The sequence below is a fragment of the Ciceribacter ferrooxidans genome (assembly GCF_004137355.1).
GTDB classification, from domain to species: Bacteria; Pseudomonadota; Alphaproteobacteria; order Rhizobiales; family Rhizobiaceae; genus Allorhizobium; species Allorhizobium ferrooxidans.
Genome location: NZ_SDVB01000115.1, coordinates 1 through 261 on the forward strand (window position 1 = coordinate 1; position 261 = coordinate 261).

The 261-nt window shown below is 57.5% G+C and carries 1 pseudogene; it reads right to left on the reverse strand.

Annotated features, from left to right (window positions below):
• Positions 1-130 precede the first annotated feature (130 nt).
• Positions 131-261 (reverse strand): annotated as a pseudogene (locus tag EUU22_RS25790) (DUF1173 domain-containing protein); the annotation flags it as partial.

The window sequence follows — 261 nt, forward strand, 5'->3', positions numbered from 1 at the left end:
TGATCTGCGCGATGAACGGCTTTTTCGCAGGTTTCATAACATTCCGTTGGACAGACGAAGCTACGACATCGTCGAAGTGCTAATATTCGCCGCGGTCTGTCAACGCCCTGCGGATATGTGCTTTTACGGATCAAGGCAGGCGCGGGATTTCACCCTCCGCCACCCGCCAGACCCAGTGTGTGATCTCGGGTCGCGCCTCGATCATGTCCGAAAGTGCCTGCTCATATTCCGCTCCGGCGCTCGCCGGCACGATGAACATGG